Origin of the sequence: Erythrobacter insulae (genome assembly GCF_007004095.1) — a bacterium.
In the GTDB taxonomy this organism is placed as follows: Bacteria; Pseudomonadota; Alphaproteobacteria; order Sphingomonadales; family Sphingomonadaceae; genus Erythrobacter; species Erythrobacter insulae.
Genome location: NZ_VHJK01000001.1, coordinates 1928141 through 1946634 on the forward strand (window position 1 = coordinate 1928141; position 18494 = coordinate 1946634).

Annotated in this window: 19 protein-coding genes; 9 read left to right on the plus strand and 10 right to left on the minus strand. The window is 57.6% G+C overall.

Going from position 1 to position 18494, the window contains the following annotated elements; genetic code table 11:
* The first annotated feature begins 12 nt into the window (after positions 1 to 12).
* The 7 genes from FGU71_RS09075 (at position 13) to FGU71_RS09105 (ending at position 6897) form a co-directional block, all read left to right on the plus strand.
* Entirely contained in the window at positions 13 to 921 is a 909-nt protein-coding gene (locus FGU71_RS09075; RefSeq protein WP_234035709.1) for a cobalamin B12-binding domain-containing protein, read from the plus strand.
* A 14-nt stretch (positions 922 to 935) separates the two neighbouring features.
* Entirely contained in the window at positions 936 to 2357 is a 1422-nt protein-coding gene (gene ppsR / locus FGU71_RS09080) for a transcriptional regulator PpsR (protein ID WP_142788267.1), read from the plus strand.
* A gap of 303 nt (positions 2358 to 2660) precedes the next feature.
* Positions 2661 to 3563, plus strand: a complete 903-nt coding sequence (gene chlG / locus FGU71_RS09085; protein ID WP_142788268.1) for a chlorophyll synthase ChlG — start codon at positions 2661 to 2663, stop codon at positions 3561 to 3563.
* Positions 3563 to 4945 carry a BCD family MFS transporter gene (locus FGU71_RS09090; protein ID WP_142788269.1) on the plus strand — a complete coding sequence of 461 codons (1383 nt, stop codon included), beginning with the start codon at positions 3563 to 3565 and terminating at the stop codon, positions 4943 to 4945. The genes chlG and FGU71_RS09090 overlap by 1 nt, the downstream gene beginning before the upstream one ends.
* The gene (locus FGU71_RS09095) at positions 4942 to 6141 is read left to right on the plus strand and encodes a geranylgeranyl diphosphate reductase (protein ID WP_142788270.1); all 1200 of its coding nucleotides are present in this window, start codon (positions 4942 to 4944) and stop codon (positions 6139 to 6141) included. The genes FGU71_RS09090 and FGU71_RS09095 overlap by 4 nt, the downstream gene beginning before the upstream one ends.
* A 10-nt stretch (positions 6142 to 6151) precedes the next feature.
* Complete coding sequence (locus tag FGU71_RS09100; RefSeq protein WP_142788271.1) at positions 6152 to 6634, plus strand: TspO/MBR family protein; 483 nt, start codon at positions 6152 to 6154, stop codon at positions 6632 to 6634.
* An 8-nt stretch (positions 6635 to 6642) separates the two neighbouring features.
* Positions 6643 to 6897 carry a hypothetical protein gene (locus FGU71_RS09105; protein ID WP_185960251.1) on the plus strand — a complete coding sequence of 85 codons (255 nt, stop codon included), beginning with the start codon at positions 6643 to 6645 and terminating at the stop codon, positions 6895 to 6897.
* Positions 6898 to 7150: 253 nt separating this feature from the next.
* Here the strand turns inward: FGU71_RS09105 and pufM are convergent, their stop codons facing one another.
* The 9 genes from pufM to FGU71_RS09150 form a co-directional block, all read right to left on the minus strand.
* Positions 7151 to 8074 (minus strand): photosynthetic reaction center subunit M, encoded by a 924-nt coding sequence (gene pufM / locus FGU71_RS09110; protein WP_142788272.1) that lies wholly within the window; start codon positions 8072 to 8074, stop codon positions 7151 to 7153.
* Between the two features lie 14 nt (positions 8075 to 8088).
* Positions 8089 to 8913, minus strand: coding sequence for a photosynthetic reaction center subunit L (pufL, locus tag FGU71_RS09115; RefSeq protein ID WP_142788273.1), 825 nt, complete (start codon positions 8911 to 8913; stop codon positions 8089 to 8091).
* Between the two features lie 98 nt (positions 8914 to 9011).
* Positions 9012 to 9206, minus strand: a complete 195-nt coding sequence (gene pufA / locus FGU71_RS09120; protein ID WP_142788274.1) for a light-harvesting antenna LH1, alpha subunit — start codon at positions 9204 to 9206, stop codon at positions 9012 to 9014.
* An 89-nt stretch (positions 9207 to 9295) separates the two neighbouring features.
* Complete coding sequence (gene pufB, locus FGU71_RS09125) at positions 9296 to 9448, minus strand: light-harvesting antenna LH1, beta subunit (protein WP_142788275.1); 153 nt, start codon at positions 9446 to 9448, stop codon at positions 9296 to 9298.
* 141 nt (positions 9449 to 9589) lie between these two features.
* Complete coding sequence (gene bchZ / locus FGU71_RS09130) at positions 9590 to 11059, minus strand: chlorophyllide a reductase subunit Z (RefSeq protein ID WP_142788276.1); 1470 nt, start codon at positions 11057 to 11059, stop codon at positions 9590 to 9592.
* Positions 11056 to 12492 carry a chlorophyllide a reductase subunit Y gene (gene bchY, locus FGU71_RS09135; protein WP_142789070.1) on the minus strand — a complete coding sequence of 479 codons (1437 nt, stop codon included), beginning with the start codon at positions 12490 to 12492 and terminating at the stop codon, positions 11056 to 11058. The genes bchZ and bchY overlap by 4 nt, the downstream gene beginning before the upstream one ends.
* Positions 12493 to 12594: 102 nt before the next feature.
* Complete coding sequence (locus tag FGU71_RS09140) at positions 12595 to 13584, minus strand: chlorophyllide a reductase iron protein subunit X (RefSeq protein WP_142788277.1); 990 nt, start codon at positions 13582 to 13584, stop codon at positions 12595 to 12597.
* A complete protein-coding gene (gene bchC / locus FGU71_RS09145) occupies positions 13581 to 14516 on the minus strand; it encodes a chlorophyll synthesis pathway protein BchC (RefSeq protein WP_142788278.1) in 936 nt (311 codons plus the stop codon). Before bchC ends, FGU71_RS09140 begins: the two co-directional genes overlap by 4 nt.
* Before the next feature lie 132 nt (positions 14517 to 14648).
* Positions 14649 to 15773 (minus strand): methyltransferase, encoded by a 1125-nt coding sequence (locus FGU71_RS09150; protein WP_142788279.1) that lies wholly within the window; start codon positions 15771 to 15773, stop codon positions 14649 to 14651.
* A gap of 120 nt (positions 15774 to 15893) precedes the next feature.
* Between FGU71_RS09150 and crtD the strand changes: the two genes are divergently transcribed.
* Together crtD and FGU71_RS09160 are read left to right on the plus strand one after the other, a co-directional pair.
* Positions 15894 to 17465, plus strand: a complete 1572-nt coding sequence (gene crtD / locus FGU71_RS09155) for a 1-hydroxycarotenoid 3,4-desaturase CrtD (RefSeq protein WP_142788280.1) — start codon at positions 15894 to 15896, stop codon at positions 17463 to 17465.
* 119 nt (positions 17466 to 17584) lie between these two features.
* Entirely contained in the window at positions 17585 to 18304 is a 720-nt protein-coding gene (locus FGU71_RS09160; RefSeq protein ID WP_142788281.1) for a hydroxyneurosporene dehydrogenase, read from the plus strand.
* A 6-nt stretch (positions 18305 to 18310) separates the two neighbouring features.
* Here FGU71_RS09160 and FGU71_RS14120 read toward each other — a convergent pair whose 3' ends face one another.
* Entirely contained in the window at positions 18311 to 18472 is a 162-nt protein-coding gene (locus FGU71_RS14120; protein ID WP_185960252.1) for a hypothetical protein, read from the minus strand.
* Between the last annotated feature and the right edge of the window lie 22 nt (positions 18473 to 18494).

The window sequence follows — 18494 nt, forward strand, 5'->3', positions numbered from 1 at the left end:
AAGGCTCGCAGAGTGGATACCCATCAAAAGCAAGCGAACGGCGTCACATCACCTGCGTGGCGCAAAGTGTTCGCCAATCCTTTAAGCCGTTTCACGTCCAAAAAGGGGGCGCCTGTCAAAGATAATGGCCCGCTTTCCGACGATTCAATCAACGCGATCATCGAGGGGGATATCATCCCGCGACTTCTAATGGCGCACGCATTGGGCAAAACGCCTCTGACACAGCCTAAAGACTCCGAAATTGACCCTATTGATGCCAAGAATTTTGCAAAGCTGCCGATGCGGCTGGAGGCGTCCAATCTGCTTGAGGAGGTGGATAACTTTCTTGAGGCCGGAGTAAGCTTGGATGCAATTTACCTCGATTTGTTGGCGCCTGCTGCGCGCAAGCTGGGTGAGATGTGGGAAAACGATGAATGTGATTTTGTCGATGTGACCATGGGTCTGTGGCGGCTTCAGGAAGTGATGCGCGAAGTGGGTGTTCGATCACCCGCGCCAGTTGTAAAAGACTTTGAAAATCAACCACGTGCAATTTTTGCACCAATGCCGGGCGATCAGCACAGTTTTGGTGCGCAGATGATTGATGAAGTTTTCAGCCGTGCCGGTTGGGATAGCGAGGCGTTGGTGAAGCCCGAACGCCGTGATTTGCTCGACCGTTTGGCCCGGAAATCCTACGATTTGGTAGGATTGACGCTATCTCGCGATTGCCCTAGCGCCGCCGTATCGAAGCTGATTGTTGCCATGCGAAGTATGTCTGCCAATCCGAATATTTCGATTTTAGTAGGGGGTCGTTCAGTCAATGACGATCCTTCAATTGTTGCGAAAGTAGGAGCCGATGGGACCGGCGCCGATGCTCGCGCTGCGTTGGAAGAGGCCGAGAGATTGGTCGGTTCCGCAGCTGTGCGTGCGCAATCCAGGCGTTAACTCAGGACCCGAAAATGCTCACACGTAAGCATAGTATTGAAGGCAAGCATCAGTTCGGCAAAGCTGCCGACTTGTTTGGCACGCTGGACGCCGACGCCGCTATGAAACTTGCGATGGTGGCGGGTGATGTCACCTTGGTGCTTGATGATGCAGGCACCATTCTCGATGCGGCGTTTGACCCCAATGAATTCCCTGAATTTGCCAACTGGACCGGTGAAAACTGGATCGAGACTGTTACCGATGAAAGCCGCCCGAAAATCATGGAGATGCTGGCTGCGGCGCGCCGCGGTGAGGTGCAGCATTGGCGTCAGGTAAACCACCCGTCACGCCACGGCGATGTGCCTATTCGCTATTCGGTGCTGACGGTAAATAACGGTGAGCACAGGATCGCGTTCGGCCGTGATTTGCGCGACGCAGGCAAGCTGCAGCAAAGATTGCTTCAGGTGCAACAATCGCTTGAGCGTGATTACCTGCAAATGCGCCAGTTGGAGGCGCGCTATCGCATGTTGTTCGACCGTTCTTCCGAAGCGGTGGCGGTGCTTGAGGCGCAGACTTTGCGGATTCGCGAGGCGAACCCCGCCGCGCATTCCATGCTGGGTGTCAAGGCGGGCGGTCTAGCGGGTAAAAAATTCCCGAGCCTGATCGAAAAGGAATCGCGTGATGCGCTTCAGGCGATGGCTGGCGCGGCCATAGCGTCCGACGCTGTAACCCCTGTTGAAATCACCGTTTCCAAAGGGGCACGGAAAGTCTCCCTTTCGATCAACGGTTTCTCGCAGGATCGCGGGCAGTTCCTGCTGCTTCGCATGTCGCCTGTGGGGGCCGACAAAAGCAATGATGCATCGCCGCTGTTCGATCTGGTCGATCACATGCCGGATGCGTTTGTTATGGCCAACGCCAATCTTGAAATTGTCAGCGCAAATCAATCCTTTGTTGAATTGGTGCAGGCGGCCAGCCTTGATCAATTGCGCGGTCGGCAATTGTCCGAAACCCTTGGGCGTCCGGGCATCGATCTGGACTTGATCGAGGGGCAGATTGACCAGCACGGCGCCGCGCGCAATGTCAGCACGGTGCTGCGTTCGGGCAATGAAATGGAAGGCGAGCCGGTTGAATTGTCGGCGGTGCGCAGCAGCGGAGAGGATCCACTCTACGCGTTCGTTATTCGTCCGATCGGCCGCCGTCTGCGCGATTTGCCGCCGGGCTCACAGGACCTGCCGCGGTCTGTTGAACAGCTCACCGATCTGGTGGGCCGTATGTCATTGAAAGATATCGTGCGGGAATCGACCGATCTGATTGAGCGGCTGTGTATCGAAGCCGCGCTTGCTTACACATCTGACAACCGTGCATCGGCCGCTGAAATCCTCGGTCTTTCGCGCCAGAGTCTTTATTCCAAACTTCACCGTTACGGGCTTGGCAATTTGCCCAACGAAACGGAGTAAACGTCCGGTTTGAACGCCCGGTTTGTGCGCCGGTTTGTGCACCGGCAAATACCGCTTGAGTGCGTGTTTGAAGAGCCCCCAAAGGGCACATACCAGCCTACAATCAGGCTCCAAATCACCTCAAAAGCACCGATTCGCGGGATCGATTTGCCGGTTTTTCCAAACATTTGGACACTTGTTTGTCTCTCCAAGGTGTCACGACGAGGCCGAAAAAACCTGAAATAGCCTTCAAAAATGGGTGCTGGCCTTACAATAGTGTCAAAATAATTTGACGCCTATGATTGTCAGGCATAGCTTGCCTTCATGGAACGCTCCGCGCTTACGACTGAATCTGTGCCCATTCCGGCGCTGCGCGACGTTGTCCAGCTCATCCGCCCGATTACATGGTTTCCGCCAATGTGGGCGTTTATGTGCGGCGCGGTTTCTTCTGGCGTCGGTCTGGAGGGCCGCTGGCTTTTCGTTCTCGGCGGGATTTTGCTCGCCGGACCATTGGTTTGCGGGACAAGTCAGGCGGTGAATGACTGGTTTGATCGGCATGTCGATGCAATCAATGAACCCGATCGCCCGATACCCTCTGGCCGCATAGGCGGCAAATGGGGGCTTTACATCGCATTGATCGGCACTCTGTTATCGGCGGCGGTCGCGTTCGCTTTGGGAATGTGGGTCTTTGTTGCCGGGCTGGTCGGACTGGCTCTTGCCTGGGGTTACAGCGCCCCGCCTTTCCGTTTCAAGACGAGCGGGTGGACCGGGCCCGCAGTAGTCGGTTTCACCTATGAAGGTTTAAGCTGGTTCACCGGCGCGGCGGTTATGCTGGGAAGTTTGCCAGCCGCAGACGTTCTGATGGTTATCGTGCTTTATAGTATCGGCGCGCACGGGATCATGACGCTGAATGATTTCAAAGCGGTAGAGGGCGACCGCGAGACGGGTCTGAAATCGCTGCCTGTGACAATGGGCGTAACCGGGGCGGCTCGATACGCCTGCGCCATCATGGCCGTTTCACAAATCGCAGTGGTCGCATTGCTGGCCATGTGGGAATACACCGCTTCTGCTTTGCTGGTTGCCGGGGTGCTATGCGCACAGCTGGCCGCGATGCCGAAATTGCTGCGTGATCCGAAACAATATGCCCCGTGGTATAACGGCGTGGGTGTAACTCTGTTTGTCCTCGGAATGCTTGCTGCCGCGCTGGGCTTGGGCGGTTACATCTGATGCTGCATCAGGGATCACAACCACCGGCAACTGTATCAACTGGCCTTGGCTGGTTTTCGATTATCCGCATCGGGCTAGTTCAGGCCTCGATTGGCGCGCTCGTTATGTTGGCGACGACAGTGCTCAACCGGCTGATGGTGGTTGAATTTACCATGGCCGCCGCCATTCCGGCTGGCCTGGTTGCTTGGCATTATGCCGTGCAGCTCGCCCGTCCATTGTTCGGGCATGGCTCCGATCAAGGGCGCCGTCGCACACCATGGATACTTGGCGGTATCATCTTGCTGGCAGGATCAGCGCTGCTCGCCACGCGTGCAACCCTGATGATGGAAGTAAGTCCGCAAGGCGGCTTTGCTCTTGCTGTAATCGCATACACTTTCATCGGGTTTGGGGTTGGAGCGGCGGGCACATCGGCGCTGGCTTTGCTCGCATCCGGCGTTGCGCCGCAGCGCCGCGCTGCTGCAGCCGCGACAACATGGATTATGATGGTCGCCGGTATAGTTGTCTCTGCCATAACAGTGGGGGAACTGTTAAAACCGTATTCTCCCGAACGTTTGATGATCGTCGCAAGCGGGCTAGCTGCGGTTACAATCCTGATTACGGCGATTTCTGTTATCCGGCTTGAGCGCAGCGAAACCGCCAACCTGTTCGCCGAAACCGCCAAAGATGCGCCAGTGCCCAATTTCAGAGAGGCCCTGCGCGAGATGTGGGAAGAGCGGGCCGCGCGCCGGTTCACAATCTACATTTTCGTATCGATGATCGCGTTCAGCATGCAGGATCTCATTCTTGAACCCTTTGCGGGCCTCGTATTTGGCATGGATCCAGGCGATTCAACCCAGCTCGGCGGTCAGCATCAAGGCGGAATCCTGATTGGTATGATCATCGCGGGAATCGGCGGCAGCGCATTTGCGGGCCGCCTGCCGAGCGATCTGCGTGTCTGGGTGGTCACTGGCTGCGTTGGTTCGGCTGCGTCGCTCGCTTGTCTGGCAATGGCATCGATCCACGGCCCCGGTTGGCCGATTGCGATCAACGTGTTCGTTTTAGGCTTCAGCAACGGCATTTTTGCGGTCGCTTCGATCGGAGCGATGATGGGGCTCGCCGGAGCAGGCGAGAAAACGCGCGAAGGCGTGCGAATGGGCGTGTGGGGCGCAAGTCAGGCAATCGCTTTTGGACTAGGCGGATTGATCGGCGCAATCGGCGTGGATCAAGCGCGCGCGGCATTGGCTAGCGATGGCAGCGCATTCCAACTGATATTCGCAATCGAAGCCGGGCTGTTTGTGCTCGCGGCAATACTCGCGGTGCGCGCAACCAGCGCCAGCGCGCAAACCAATCAGAATAATGGGACGAGCCTGAAACAAACAGGCAAGAAAGAGGTGTTCGCATGAGCGAGAAAATTTATGACGCAGTCGTCGTTGGAGGAGGCCCTTGCGGTGCCACCACAGCCAACGATCTGGCCCTTGCCGGACATTCGGTGCTGTTGATTGAGCGCGGCGGACGGATCAAACCTTGCGGCGGGGCGGTGCCACCGCGAATGCTCGAAGATTTTGACATTCCCCACAGCCTGCTCGTCGCCAAAGCGCGGTGCGCCCGGATGATCGCGCCTTCGGGCCGGTCGGTTGATATGCCGGTGGGCGAAATCGGCTATGTCGGCATGGTCAATCGCGACGAATTTGATGAATGGCTGCGCGAAAGAGCGCGTATGTCGGGCGCAGAACGTCTTTGCGCTGTCTTTGAAAAGGTCGAGCGTGACGAACACGCACATCCGCAGGTGACATTCCGCAGGAAACGCGGCGGCGAAATTGAAAGCGTGCGTGCACGCTGCATCATTGGCGCAGACGGAGCGCGGTCCTCGGTTGCGAAACAATGCCTGCCCGGCGCGGAACGCGTGCCTTGCGTTTTCGCGTATCATGAAATCATCAAAGCGCCCGATAATGACGATCTCGAAGCGTTCGATCCCGATCGCTGCGATGTGTTTTATCAAGGCAAATTGTCGCCCGATTTTTACGCGTGGGTCTTCCCGCATGGCGACACCGCCAGCATTGGTGTCGGCAGCGCGAACAAAGGTTTTTCCTTGCGCGGCGCTGTTTCGCAAATGCGCAGCGAGCTTGATCTGACCCGCTGCGAAACCGTTCGCCGCGAAGGCGCACCTATTCCGCTGAAACCGCTTAAAAAGTGGGACAATGGCAAGGATGTGATTGTTGCCGGCGATGCGGCTGGCATCGTTGCGCCAGCATCGGGTGAAGGCATTTATTACGCGATGGTCGGCGGCCGCGTTGTCGCCGATGCAGCCAGTGAATTCCTGAAGACGGGCGAAGCCAAAGCGCTCAAGCTTGCTCGCAAGCGGTTTATGAAAGAGCACGGCCGCGTGTTCTGGATCCTCGGCATGATGCAATATTTCTGGTATTCATCAGACAAACGGCGCGAACGATTTGTGACCATGTGCGATGACAAGGATGTGCAGCAGCTCACCTGGCAAGCGTATATGAACAAGAAGCTCGTCCGCAAAAAGCCGCTGGCGCATATCAAAATCTTCTTGAAAGATTGCGCGCATCTATTGGGTATGCGGGCCGCAACGCGCTAAGCTATCTCGCATGAGAGCAACCCTGATCATTCCGGTCACTGTGGCGACAATCGCCGCGCTTGTTGTCGCGGCGCTTGGCGCGACGATTACCGACCTTGGCCCTTGGTATCAAAGTCTTCAGAAACCGGATTGGAACCCGCCGGATGCGGTGTTCCCGATGGTCTGGACGCTTATCTACGCGCTTATCTGGGTTTCCGGCATCTCCGCGTGGCGCGCTGCGCCGAATAGCGAGAGCGGGCAGTGGGTTATCAGCCTCTTTGCTTTGAACGGATTTCTCAACATCACGTGGAGCCTGATTTTTTTCCGGCTCCAGCGACCCGATTGGGCGATGGTAGAACTTGTCTTGCTGTGGCTCTCGATTGTTCTTCTTATCATCTATTGCGGACGCCATTCGCGTCTATCCAGCGTGCTGCTGGTGCCGTATTTGATCTGGGTCACGATTGCAGGCGCTCTGAATTGGGCCATCCTGCAGCTTAACGGTCCGTTTGGCTGATTGCCCGCGTGAGCTGGTTCTTTCAATCCGGCCACGCCGCTGATCTTATTTTGATTGTGCTTGGCCTTGAGGCTGTGTGGCTAAAGCTGCGCGGTTGGAGCTGGAGCGCGATCGCCGGATTGCTTGGCCCGGCGGCGTTTATTGTCCTGGGCCTGCGTGCGGCGTTGATCGGGGCGGCTTGGTACTGGGTGGCGGTTCCGCTGGCATTGTCGCTGCCGCTGCATCTGTTTGATCTGAAGGGCCGGTTGAACACTCGCAGATGATCAATCGCTTGCGATGTAATCGTTAAGGCGATGCTGTGGCTTTTGGAATTACCCGATCCGCTGCTGCCGATCCGCTAATGCCTCACCGCTGACGCCTCGTTCTACCGGCATCAATCCAAAGATCCCGTTGATCCGGCCACGAAAAAGCCCGGCGTCGCAGTGCGAGGCCGGGCTTTTCAGTTGCCCTTGGGCAATATGCCGACGGGGTAGAGCGCGTTGCCGTATCCGGCTGCGCTCTACCCTCGTGGGCGCATTATTTCGGAGCGTAGTAATGCTCCTGCGCCCAGACATACCAGTTATCAACCACGGTGCCAGTCAGCAGGATACCGATACCGCCAGTGAAGGTGGTGAGCACTGCGAACCACCAGGCCCAGCGGTGGATGGATTCCATTGTGGCGTTAAAGCCCATGGTCCAGCGCCAGAACAGGCCGGCACGTTCAGAAGCGGTGCCGCGGTCTGTGATTTGCTCGATCTCACGTTCACCGCCGTAACGGCCAACCGCAAGGATCGTTGCCCCGTGCATCGCGAACAGCACGGCAGAGCCGTACAGGAACACGATCGAAAGCGCGTGGAACGGATTGTAGAACAGATTGCCATGGATCAGCGAGAAGTTGTTGGTCCAATCAAGGTGCGAGAACACACCGTATGGGACCGCTTCTGCCCAGCTGCCAAGCAGGAGTGGACGGATAAAGCCCAGCACCAGGAACAGCCAGATGGCGCTCGCAAAGGCCCAAGGGATATGCATCCCCATGCCCAGCGCTTTGGCGCGCATATATGTGCGGGCCCACCATGAAAGAACGGCAATCGAAAGGAACGCACCGGTCAGGATAAACCATCCGCCCTCGTTCAAAGGCACGAACGGGCTAAAGCCGTATTCCGGACCCGGAGGATCAAGCGAAAGCCAGAACAGCTCGCGCATGAAAGTCTGCGGGCTCCAACCGGCCTGCGCCCAGAAGTTGAGCCCGATGATCATGATCGCAGCAGCGCCAAAGGCGAGTGAGATCATGCCGAGCCAACCGAGGTAAATCGGGCCAAGCTGAGCCTGACCGAATTTGCCCATCCAGTAGCTGTAACCGGTCGCGTTGATGCGTGGTTCACTGCCATCCAGGTGTGGGACGCCCATTTCGGGCGCCGCTTTCACCTGGATCTGAGTGAAGATGTTTTGATAGGTAGCCATAATTCAGCTTCTCCTCAGGACCAGATCGGGATTTTCTTCCAGAAATCCCAGAACTCCGGCCAGCTGCCGACATAAAGGGTTCCTGAAATCACGATGCAGATGGCGCTCCAGAAACCTGCGCTCAAAGCGAGGAAGAGACCAACGCGGTGAATACCGAGCGTACCGACAGAATAGCCAATGAAGTCACGGAAATACGTGTCTTCATATTCAGGCGTCTTCACATCGGTTCCCTTGGTAGGGTTGACCGCTGACAGCACCAGACCGCCGTGCAGGGCAAGCGCGAGACAGTTCGTAAAGAAGAACGTGATCGCGAGCATATGCACAGGGTTATAGTGGAAGTTGGCGTACATATAGCCCGTGTTCGACACCCAATCGAGGTGTGACCAGATGCCATACGGGAAGCCGTGGCCCCAAGCGCCCATCCATACAGGCCGGATCACGACAAGCGTGAAATAGGCGAACACTGCAAAGCTGAAAGCAATAGGAACGTGATAGCTCATGCCCAGCTTGCGGGAGATTTCCGCTTGCCGGAGTACCCATGAGCCGAACGCGACAAGCGCGCAGGCTGTGATGACTTGCCAGTACCCACCTTCGGAAAGTGGGGCAAAAGCAAGACCGTTTTCAATCGCAGGTGGTTGAATATCGATCAGCCAGGGGTTCAAGGTCGGCCCTTCAATGGCCGCAGCAAAAATCAGCATTGTGCCCAAGAGCGCGCTGATTGCTGCAGTGACCCCAAAGAATCCGACATAAAACGGGCCGACCCAAAAATCGAATAGGTCGCCGCCGATCAATGTTCCACCGCGCACGCGGTATTTCCGCTCGAAACTAAGGAGCGCCATAGGTCCATCCTTCCCACCTGAACGGTGGGTGTTAATCTGTTAACGAAAAGAAGTAGGAGGCAGGCAGGCGAACCTGCCTCCTCGCATCTTTAGTGCCGTTATGTTGCTGCCGGAGCTTCCGACGATTCAACAACAGCTGCAGCAGTAGGAGTGCCAGTGGTCGAGTTATCGAGCCAGTTGTAGCGATCCGTGCTGAGCAGGATGAAGTGAATCGAGAAGGCCAGAACAGCGAGGCCGACGTGTAGAGCCACGAGAACGCGGCGGACGTCAAAATGAAGCCAAATACTCCACATGATGAAATTCCTTTTAGATTTTCAGTAGTAATTTTCGACCAAACACTCGCAGGGTTTCCCACGGGTTTTGGCGGATCATACTGTGTGGATCAGATTGGGAACCAAGGCTTGTCAGCCCAGACCAATGCGTGTGCAACAAGCGCGATTCCGACGTAAAGAGCAAACGTGCCCATAAACGCTTTGTGGATCTCTTTAGCCTCTTCAGGCGTCAGATGAGTTCCAATTCTTTCAGGATCATTCATAGAAATGTCTCCGTATCAGTTGGTTGGAGTGAAGGCCGAAGCCTCCGTCGGCATCCCCGCGTGATCCCCCACGTGGATTTGGTGTGCCCGGGTTAAGGGCAATCTGGATGCCGGGCGCAGCGATGGTGAGTGTGCGCAAATTCATGCGGTCTCCCCTTCGAGCTGTGCCCCAGAAAATTGGTCGTTCAGACAGTCTGATGTGACTGTGTCTTGGCCGCGCTGGCGTGCTGTGCGCTCGGCGGCGTCACGCATCCGCTTTGCAGCGGAAATACGGATCAGGATGGGCTGCGCTTCGACCAGCTTATCGAGCTTGGTCTTGGCGGTATTATCCCATGAAACTTCGGTTTCGGAGCGGGCAGGGGTTGCCTCGGCCTTGTCCATGTCCGTGCCCAGCGGCAGGATGTGGAACAGCGCATCGAACAACGCATTGCAGACTTCCTGGACCAGATAGGTCGCGCCCGAATAGCCCATGAACGGTGTGCCGGTGTGCCGGCGGATCGCCGCACCGGGGAAACTTGCCGGGATGAAAGTGCTGGTCGGGCCAAACCCACTGGGTGCTTCGGCCAGATACATGCGTTCGTTATAGCTGCCGAACACCACCATTGGCGGCGATGCATGGATGGCGGCCCGTACGTCTTCGTTTTTGGGTTTGACGCCGGGTTCGCGCGAATAGGCGAACGAGCAGGGCAGGCCCATGTCTTCTTCCAGGAAGTGGCGGATACCGCGGGCATAGGTGCCGTTTGCGACAACGCCGAAATTGGCTGTGCCAAAGAAATCCTGAGTAACCGAGCGCCACAGATCCCAGAGCGGTTTGATCGTGGTGTGTTTCTCGCGCTCGATAAACGGTTCAGGGTCTAGACCCAGTTCTGCAGCGAGCGCGCGGAGAAATTTGGTGGTCGAGCTGAGGCCGACGGGCGCCTGAAAATAGGGGCGCTCCAATGTCTCGCACAGGTTCCGGCCAAATTCGCGGTACATGCAGACATTGGCTTCTGCCATGCCAAGCTGGCGGATATCGGCAAGATGGCAGCCCAGCGGGAACACTACACCGACTTCCGCGCCGATACCTTCGACCAGACGGCGGATTTCAGCGAGGTCCGATGGCATGTTGAACATGCCGTAACTCGGGCCGATGATATTGACCTTCGGCTTTTCGCCTTCTTTGCGCTCTTTCAGCTTCGGCGCTTTTTTCGGGCCGAATTCTGTCCAGAGCCATGTGAGAGCGCGGTCGGCGCTTTCCCATTGGTCTTCGTCAATAGTGCGCGGCAGGAACCGTTTGATGTTGGTGCCTTCGGGCGTCACGCCGCCGCCGATCATTTCGGCGATGGAGCCTGTCACAACCACTGCGGGAAGTTCAGGATCGAGCGCTTGCCATGCGCGTTTCATCGCGCCTTCGGTACCGGTCTTGCCCAGCTCTTCTTCACCCAGGCCGGTTACGACGATGGGCAGTTCATGCGGGGGCAGGGCGTCTGTGTAATGCAGCACCGATGTCACCGGCAGGTTTTCGCAACCCACAGGACCATCAATGATAACTTGCAGGCCTTTTACCGCGGTGAAGACATATGTCGCACCCCAGTAACCGCCAGCGCGATCGTGATCGATAACGAAGGTCATGTGCCCACCGCCTCGGCCGCTTTGCGCGCCGCTTCGTTAAGTGCCGCATATTTCTTGCGGAATTTGGGCCGGTCGACCGGGGTGTCTTCCCATACGCCTGCGGCGTGCTCGGTCCCGACACCTTCGAAAAAGTCCCGCATTTTGTCGAACCGATCCTTGTTCGACATCGCTGCATTCACAACCTGCGCGAGGCTGCCTGCGCCAGCAGGTCCCATCAGCGGACGCGCAGAGATCAAATTGGTGAAATACAATGCGGGGATCGCCTTGGCCTTCGCATGCTGGACCACCGGAGTGGTGCCAACCGCGAGATCAGGGCGGAATTCTTCAACCGCTGCAATATCCTCTTCGAGGCTTGCACGGAAATTGACACGGACACCTTTGGCTTCGAGCCATTCGCGGTCCGCGTTTGACCATTCGGTTTGCGGGCAGGCGCTGCCGACATAGGGCACGTCCGCGCCGCTTTCGATCAGCAGGCGGGCTACCAACAGTTCGGAACCTTCATAGCCCGAAACCGTGATCCGGCCTTTGATCGGCATTGCCGCCAATGCGCCTTTGATCGCGCCGATCATGGTGTTTTTCACCGCGTCGACTTTATCCTGAGGCAGGCCCAGCGTATCGCCGAGGCTTTGCAGCCATGCCGCCGTGCCGTCTGCGCCAACCGGAGCAGAGCCAATCACTGGGCGGCCAGCCGCTTTGAATTCGCGGACACTGGCGGTGTAGAACGGGTGGATCGCCGCAGCGACCGAGCAATCGAGCGCGGAATACAGCTCGCGCCATTCGCGGGTCGGAACAACCGGTCCAGCAGCAAGGCCGAGCGGTTCGAGCATTTGCCCGATAACCACCGGATCAGCCGGGAACATCTCGCCAAGCAAGGCAACACTGGGCTTGTCCGTGCGCTCTTTGGGAGCAGCGACCGGGCCAGCCTTCACTTCTTCGCGGGCATATTTAAGCATCGCACCGGCGAGGACATCTTTCGCCTCTGCGTGGGTGGGAATGCCAAAGCCCGGGACATCGATACCGATGATACGCACGCCGTTGATCTGATCCGGCAACAGCCGCAGCGGAACCCCGCTGGCGGTGGGCACGCACAGATTGGTGACAACGATTGTGTCGTAATTTTCAGGATCGGCGAGATCTTCGACCGCTTCCTTGATATCTTCGAACAGCTTGCCGGTGACGAGCGTTTCGGAAGAGAAAGGCACATAGCCGACTGTCCGCCGCGCACCGTAAAAATGCGATGTAAACGTGAGGCCGTACACACAGCAGGCCGAGCCTGACAGCACCGTGGCTGTGCGCTTCATACGCAAACCTACGCGCAGACTGCCGAATGCCGGACACATGCTTTGCGGTTGATCGTGCGGGCCAACGGGATAGTCGGCTTCGTACTGATCCAAAATCTCGCTTTTACCAGCAGCGCGCGCAGCCTCTTTCATGGTTGCGGTGCTGGAGCAGCCGCCTTCAACCACGTCTTTTGAGCCACTCAAATCGAGTGTGTCAGGGGTGCGTTGCGCGTCAGAGGTGTGCAGATCGGTCAATCAGATCTCGTCGTAAATCACTTCGAGGGATGGCTTCTCTTCAAAGACGCCGCCGCGCATGTCGGCCTGTGTGGCCGGTACAAGCTCGATGTCGCCGCCGGTTTGATCGGCGCTGAAAAGGTTGAGCAGGCCGTCCTGGTCCAGCGGGTTTGGCTGGAGCGGAGGCGCTTCGGCGACATTGACCGCGAGTGTTTCGAACAAGCTGGCCCATTCACCGCCGGGTACGCCGACAATCTGGTAATTCGCGCTTTTGCGGCGAATGTCGTCATTCGCCGGGATCGCGGTAAGCACTGGGATGCCGACAGACTCTGCGAAAGCATGCGCTTCGCCGGTGCCATCATCTTTGTTGATGATCATGCCGGCCACGCCGACATTGCCGCCCATTTTGCGGAAATATTCAACCGCGTGGCAGACATTGTTGGCAACATAGAGCGATTGCAGGTCGTTTGATCCGACCACGATCACTTTCTGGCACATGTCGCGGGCAATCGGCAGACCGAATCCGCCGCAGACAACATCGCCGAGGAAGTCGAGCAGGACATAGTCGAAGCCCCAATCGTGGAAGCCGAGTTTTTCGAGCAGTTCGAAACCGTGGATGATGCCGCGTCCGCCGCAGCCCCGTCCGACTTCTGGTCCGCCAAGCTCCATTGCGAACACACCGTCACGCTGGAAGCACACATCTTCGATGGTGACTTCTTCGCCGGCCAGTTTCTTTTTAGAGGAAGTTTCGATGATCGTCGGGCAGCTTTTGCCGCCGAACAGCAGGCTGGTTGTGTCCGACTTTGGATCGCAACCGATCAGAAGAACGCGTTTGCCCTGCTGGGCCATCATATAGCTGAGATTGGAAAGCGCGAAGCTTTTGCCCGAGCCGCCTTTGCCGTAAATCGCAATAACCTGAGTTTCGCTGGTGACTTCGCCGGTGTGGACCGGATCGGGCTCTTGCGAGGCTTCTTCACGAAGACTGTCAGTTTGTGCGTCTAGCATAGTCATGCGGCGCTGCTCCAATCGAGAACCATTTTGAGGCAGGCCGGATCATTAAAGGCCTGCGGATATGCATCGCTGGCTGCGTAAGCAGGGCGAGCATCGGTGATGAGATTTGCCAGATCGAGTTTGTCGGTTTCGATCAGGGACAGAGTTTGCGTTAAATCGCCAGGCTGCCATTCCGCAGCGATCCGGATGCGCGCTTCTTTCATGAAAGCGGCGGGAAAGGCGAAATTGACGCGGTCCGCGTAAAAGCCTGCCAGAGTGATCTCGCCGCCTTTGACAAGATGCGGCGTAGCGGCGTCGATGATAGCGGCGTCGCCGCTGGCATCGTAAATGGATTTGTAATCGCGGCGGTCGTCAGCCTGCGGATCGAGCACAGTGTAACCTGCGGCACCATCGCGGCGCGCTTCGCTGGTTTCCCAGACGGTCGGCGCAGGCGCACCAAGAGCCGTGGTAAGCCGTGCCAGAAGACGCCCGAGAACACCGTGACCGATAATCAGATCGGGCGCTGTTCCGCCATTGATTGCATGAAGCGCGGTGGCTGCGAGTGCGCACAGGACGCCGGACTGACCGAGCCGTTCGGGTACAGGCAGAGCCCGCGCCGAAGGCACAACAACTTTGCTGGAAGTGCCGCCAAACAATCCGCGTGCATCGGTGTAGCAATTGGCGCCGGGTACAAAGACCCATTCACCAATGCGAGCCTGCGCATCCGCGCCGGCATCAACAATGCGTCCGATTGATTCGTAACCGGGGACAAGCGGGTAACCCATACCGGGGAAGTCAGGCATCTGGCCCGTCCACAGCAGTTTTTCCGTGCCGGAGCTAATCCCGCTCCACGCGATATCGATCACCACATCGCCAGAGCCAACCGGCGCCAACTCAAGCTCCCGCAGCGCAAGGCGCTCGGGTCCCTCAAGTATGACTGCCAGTGAATTCATGCTCAGCGGTTTCCCCATTCTTGTTTCCGACTCGGGTGCTTTTGCGACTCGTGTTCGGACAAACGACTTATTCTCCGATTGTTTGCTAGGCCTTACAGTCGGGGGTGTCAACCAAAGCAGACACTTATATCGTCAGGCAAATGCGACAATGCAGCTGGCGATGACCGGTTGGGCTGTTGCGACAGTCCGAGTGCGCGTAAAACCGGCGGCTTGCATCATTTCACTGATTTCGCGCGGTGTGCGCGGGCGGCCAGAGCCCATCGCCCACAGATAGAGACCAAAAAATGCGTCTCCCATGGGTTCCACACCGGGAATTCCCGCCATGGGTTCTGCCAACAGCAAACGTCCACCGGGGGCCAGACTGGCTCTGATATTGCGCAGCAGCGCCATGGCCGGTTCATCGTCATGATCGTGCAGGATCCGCACCAGCGAAACGATATCGTATCCTTGCGGAACCTGATCCTCGAAAAAGTTGCCGGGATGGCATGTCAGCCGCGCCTGACCCACATCGCGGCCCAGCGGTTCGCGCGCCGCATTTGCGACTTCGGGCAGATCGAACAAGCCGAGCTCGATTTCGGGATAGGCAGCGCCGACACGGCGAAGAAATTCACCGTGTCCCCCGCCAACATCCAGCAATCTGCCATTCTTCGGGAAAGAAAAAGCGCCGATGACCTCATCCGCAACAAAGCGTTGAGACGCGGCCATCAGCTCGGAATAATCCTGTGTTTCCTCGCCGCGTTCTGCCGCGCCGTGGAGCGCGCCGGCATAAGACCAATAGCGCGAAAGGGCGGTCGGTTCTTTGCGATCGCGGCGCAGCAGCGCCATGGGATCGGCCAGATCTTCGTACAACAGATGATGGTGGCGAATCATCGCCTGTGTGCCGGGGTCTGCTTGCAGAACAGCGCCTTGCTGCCCCAGCATCCAGCCATCCTCAAACGCTTCCTCTGCCAAATCGAGCGCGCGTGCCGCCCGCAGCAACCGAATGGCGGCATCATGGCTGATATCGATCCTGTCCGCGATATGATCCGCGCCCACAGGGCCATCGGCCAGCAGATCGAGCAGACCGCTATCAACAGAAGCGCGCAGCACCTGCGAATAGGAAAAGCCGACCAGGTGATCGAACATCTGGGTGGCCCGGTTGCGCGCCACAGAGCTGATGAATGGAATACGCGCGGCCCAATATTGAAAGCGCGAGCTTGCAAATACTGCGTTGCGACGCGCGATCCAGCGAGTTTTGAGTGATGGTTTTTCCATCATATCCGATCAAATTGACATCCCATATGTCCAAATGATTGGACAGATGATACGGTAAGGTCAATGTTTATGTCCGCAAGACTCGGCAGAATCGGCTGAAGTCACCACGCAGATGGGGGAAATGTGAGCGAAAAAGTCGCCATCATCGGTGCCGGAATTGGCGGCCTCGCCAGCGCCGCGATGCTGAGCGCGCGCGGGTTCAATGTGACTGTGATCGAAAAAGAGAGCTGGGTCGGGGGGAAAGCCCGCACGGTTGAGGTGGACGGTCAACGAATCGAAGCCGGACCAACCGTTTTCACGATGCGCGATGTCTTTGACGAGATTTTCCGGGCCTGCGACGCGAAACTCGACGATTTTATTCAGGTGCGTCAGGCTGAAGTGATCGCGCGCCACGCCTGGGACGATAGCGGTCGTCTCGATCTGTTTGCCGATCCCATTCGCAGCGAAGAAGCCATCGGTGATTTTGCCGGTGCAAAAGCGGCCGCAGGATACCGCGCATTCAGAGCAGAAGCGCGCCGCATTCATGAAGTCTTGGACAAACCATTCATGCGCGGTGACAAAAGTTATACGCCGCTGCCGATGATGTGGCGTATCGGCCTGCACCGGATTGGCGATGCGATGGCGATGCGGCCATTCGACAATTTCTGGAACGCTCTGGGCGAGCATTTTGACGATCCGCGCTTGCAGCAATTGTTTGGCCGCTATTCGACCTATTGCGGGTCTGATCCGTTTCAGTCCCCCGCCACGCTGATGCTGATCGCCCATACAGAGGCGAAAGGCGTGTGGTTGATCAATGGCGGGATTAGCGCGCTGGCCCGAGCGCTGCGCAAACTGGCAGAAAGTAAGGGTGTGCAGTTCCGCACCGGAACGAGCGCCGCGCAGATCCTGACCGAAAACCGCCGTGTCAGCGGGGTGCGATTGACCAATGGCGATACCGTGACCGCCGATTTTGTCATTTCGAATGCAGACCCCGCGGCGCTGTCCGAGGGGAAATTTGGCGCTCAATCAGCAAGTGCAGTCAAAGCGATGCCGCCACAGAAACGCTCGCTTTCGGCTTTGGTATGGTTTGCCCATACCAAGACGAAAGGGTTTGGTTTGACACATCATAACGTCTTTTTCTCGCCGGATTATGCTCGCGAATTTGCCGATATTCGCGCGGGCAATGCGCCTGATGATCCGACCGTTTATCTTTGCGCGCAAGATCGCAGCGCCGATTTCAAATCCGCCGCCCACCCGATCAAAAGCGGGCGGGAACGCATCCAGATTATCGTCAACGCACCCGCGGATGGCGACACCCATGACTATTCAGAACAGGAGATCGCACAATGCACTCACACCATGAGGAGCACGATGGAACGATGCGGTCTCACACTGGAGAGCGAGATGCCGCATCAGCTGGCAACGCCGCAAACGTGGGAGGGGCTGTTCCCGGCGACCGGCGGCGCCCTTTATGGCAGAGCATCGCACGGCTGGGCGGCCTCATTCCTGAGGCAGGGGCCAAAGACACGGATACCGGGTCTGTATTGCGCGGGCGGGGCCACACACCCAGCGGCCGGAGTCCCGATGGCAGCCTTGTCAGGACTGCTGGCAGCGCGAACGATCGAACGGGACCGCGCTTCGATGCGGCGATTCCTGCCGGCGGTTACACGTGGTGGTATATCGATGCGATCAGCGAAGACGGGCAGCACGGGCTGACCATTATCGCATTTCTGGGAAGCGTATTCTCACCCTATTACAAGCGCAGCGGGCGCGGAAATCCGCTTAACCATTGCTCGCTCAACGTCGCATTATACGGCCCAAGCGCGCGCTGGGTCATGACCGAACGGCCCGCTGGATCGGTAGAGCGCGACGTCACCAATCTGCAAATCGGCCCGAGCCATGTCGAATGGAAAGGCGATGCGCTGGAGATTACGATTGAAGAGCGCGACAAGCGGCTTTTCAATCCGTTCCGCCGCAAGGTGCGAGGCAAAGTCCGCGTGATCCCCGAGTCTCTGAACCCTGCATCCTTCGCGCTTGATCCCGCCGAAAACCACATCTGGCATTGCATGGCCCCGCGCGCCCGCATCGAAGTGGATATGGAAGAGCCGGGCGTTTCGTGGAGCGGGCAGGGATATTTTGATCACAATCGCGGATCGGAACCGCTCGAAGACGGCTTTCGCACATGGCACTGGTCGCGCGCGCACATGAAAGAGGGCGCGGTGGTGTGTTACGAAGGCGAACGCGGCGACGGCTCTGTCTTTGCCAGCGCGATCCGTTTTGGCGCGGATGGTATTCCCGAAATTGCCGATCTGCCGCCCGCCGCGCGCCTGCCATCCAGCGGTTGGCACATCAAACGGCGCACCCGCTCTGATCTCGGCGTGTCGGAAGTCATCCGCACGTGGGAGGACACGCCGTTTTACGCCCGTTCAGAGCTGTCGACGCAGCTTTATGGCGAAGATGTGGTTTCGGTTCAGGAAAGTCTGGATATGCGGCGGTTTGCGTCACCTGTGGTGCAATTCATGCTGCCATACCGGATGCCGAAGGAAAAACGCTAAAGCGCGTTATTCCGACGCGTTCTCTTTCTCGGCTTGTGCTGCTTTTTCGGCTTTTTCCTTGCGGATCTGCTTTAGGTCGCGGTCCATTTTGAAATATTGCCACAGTGCAAAGCTGATTGCGAAGCCATAGAAAAACACGATTTCAAGCCAACCGAGATTTTCAAACATTGCTCAGGATTTCCTTCTGCGC

Bases quoted from the DNA above. Each gene is read 5' to 3' on its own strand.
- ppsR (WP_142788267.1), top strand. From the start codon at position 936: ATGCTCACACGTAAGCATAGTATTGAAGGCAAGCATCAGTTCGGCAAA.
- chlG (WP_142788268.1), top strand. From the start codon at position 2,661: ATGGAACGCTCCGCGCTTACGACTGAATCTGTGCCCATTCCGGCGCTG.
- FGU71_RS09090 (WP_142788269.1), top strand. From the start codon at position 3,563: ATGCTGCATCAGGGATCACAACCACCGGCAACTGTATCAACTGGCCTT.
- FGU71_RS09095 (WP_142788270.1), top strand. From the start codon at position 4,942: ATGAGCGAGAAAATTTATGACGCAGTCGTCGTTGGAGGAGGCCCTTGC.
- FGU71_RS09100 (WP_142788271.1), top strand. From the start codon at position 6,152: ATGAGAGCAACCCTGATCATTCCGGTCACTGTGGCGACAATCGCCGCG.
- pufM (WP_142788272.1), bottom strand. From the start codon at position 8,074: ATGGCTACCTATCAAAACATCTTCACTCAGATCCAGGTGAAAGCGGCG.
- pufL (WP_142788273.1), bottom strand. From the start codon at position 8,913: ATGGCGCTCCTTAGTTTCGAGCGGAAATACCGCGTGCGCGGTGGAACA.
- pufA (WP_142788274.1), bottom strand. From the start codon at position 9,206: ATGTGGAGTATTTGGCTTCATTTTGACGTCCGCCGCGTTCTCGTGGCT.
- pufB (WP_142788275.1), bottom strand. From the start codon at position 9,448: ATGAATGATCCTGAAAGAATTGGAACTCATCTGACGCCTGAAGAGGCT.
- bchZ (WP_142788276.1), bottom strand. From the start codon at position 11,059: ATGACCTTCGTTATCGATCACGATCGCGCTGGCGGTTACTGGGGTGCG.
- bchY (WP_142789070.1), bottom strand. From the start codon at position 12,492: ATGAAAGAGGCTGCGCGCGCTGCTGGTAAAAGCGAGATTTTGGATCAG.
- FGU71_RS09140 (WP_142788277.1), bottom strand. From the start codon at position 13,584: ATGACTATGCTAGACGCACAAACTGACAGTCTTCGTGAAGAAGCCTCG.
- bchC (WP_142788278.1), bottom strand. From the start codon at position 14,516: ATGAATTCACTGGCAGTCATACTTGAGGGACCCGAGCGCCTTGCGCTG.
- FGU71_RS09150 (WP_142788279.1), bottom strand. From the start codon at position 15,773: ATGATGGAAAAACCATCACTCAAAACTCGCTGGATCGCGCGTCGCAAC.
- FGU71_RS09160 (WP_142788281.1), top strand. From the start codon at position 17,585: ATGACCGAACGGCCCGCTGGATCGGTAGAGCGCGACGTCACCAATCTG.
- FGU71_RS14120 (WP_185960252.1), bottom strand. From the start codon at position 18,472: ATGTTTGAAAATCTCGGTTGGCTTGAAATCGTGTTTTTCTATGGCTTC.